The following is a 1,390-nucleotide window of genomic DNA, read 5'->3' as shown; positions in this document are numbered from 1 at the left end:
GCATTTCTGGGCCGAAGCCGGACCTGTCAGAAATTCTGTGTGCGGGGCCAGAATTCGTAGTTAGATAATTGCGTTCGTGAAGCGCTCGCCGAACATGATGGCGAACTGGTTGGCTGCCTGCTTCCAGGTACGCTGCGGCATCTTCCAATCTTTCTCGATGTTGCGCAAGGCCAGGAACAATAATTTGGTCGCGGCTTCATCGCTCGGGAAGTGGCCGCGATTCTTAACGATCTTTCGCAGGCGCATATGCAGGCTTTCGATGGCATTGGTCGTGTAGATAATCGTGCGCACTTCCGGCGGGTAGGCGAAGAACGGAATCACCTGCTGCCACTGCCGGCGCCACATTGCGGTCACGGTCGGGAACTTCGTGCCCCATGGCCCGGCTGCAAACGCATCCAGCGCCGCTTCAGCGAGGTCGGCGTTGGCGGCGTGGTAGATCGGCTTGAGCGCCGCTGCCAGCTCCTTACGGTCCTTCCAGGCTGCAAGCGTGGTCGAGTTGCGGATCAGGTGCACGATGCAAGTCTGGATCTGCGCCTGCGGATACACGGCCTCAATGGCCTCCGGGAAGCCGCGCAGGCCATCGACGACGGCGATCAGGATATCGTCCAGCCCACGGTTCTTGAGTTCGTTGAAAACCTTCAGCCAGAACTTGGCGCCTTCGGTCTGTTCGATCCACAGTCCCAGCACTTCCTTGCGGCCATCGGCACGAATGCCCAGGGCCAGATACACGGCCTTGTTCTTGACCGTGCCTTCGTCCCGAATCTTCAGGCGCAGCGCGTCGAAATACACGATCGGATACATCGCTTCAAGCGGCCTTTGTTGCCACTGCGCGACCTCTTCAAGGACCTCGTCGGTGATCGTCGAGATCAGGTCCGGCGATACTTCGGTACCGTACAACTCCAGCAGGTGCGCTTGAATTTCACGCACGCTCATGCCGCGCGCGTACATGCTGATGACGTGGTCGTCAAAGCCGGACATCCGGCGCTGATGCTTGGCGACCAGCTTCGGCTCGAAACTCGACAGGCGATCACGCGGGATGTCCAAGTTGAGCTCTCCGCCTGGCGTCAGCACCTTCTTCGGGCTGCTACCGTTGCGATGGTTTTTGCTGCCTTCTTCCTCGTTGGCCAGATGATGGTTCAGCTCGGCCGACAGCATGCGCTCGGCCAGCATCTTCTTGAGTTGCCCGGCCAGGCCGGATTCGCCGAGGATCGACTCGGCGTCCTTGTTCTCAACTTGGGCAAGTAGCTGATCGATCAGCTCGACTGGGAACGGGTAAGCGGCTTTCTGTTTTTTGGGCTTCTTGGTGGTCATTACGTCGGTCATGGAACAGTCCTCTCGGCATTATTTCATGACCCCGTTCCCACACAGAAAATCTGACAGGCTCCCGAAC

General features: G+C 58.7%; 1 protein-coding gene. It reads right to left on the bottom strand.

Going from position 1 to position 1,390, the window contains the following annotated elements:
• Positions 1–60 precede the first annotated feature (60 nt).
• Entirely contained in the window at positions 61–1,311 is a 1,251-nt protein-coding gene (locus AWU77_RS02165) for an IS256 family transposase (protein WP_152625233.1), read from the bottom strand.
• Positions 1,312–1,390 lie beyond the last annotated feature (79 nt).

Origin of the sequence: Cellvibrio sp. OA-2007, from assembly GCF_000953825.1 — a bacterium.
GTDB lineage: Bacteria > Pseudomonadota > Gammaproteobacteria > Pseudomonadales > Cellvibrionaceae > Cellvibrio.
The sequence above is the reverse complement of the archived record's forward strand: the minus strand, read 5'-3'. Positions and strand labels throughout refer to the sequence as shown.

Excerpts from the sequence above, each read along its gene's own strand:
- AWU77_RS02165 (WP_152625233.1), bottom strand. The coding sequence starts at position 1,311 with ATGACCACCAAGAAGCCCAAAAAACAGAAAGCCGCTTACCCGTTCCCA.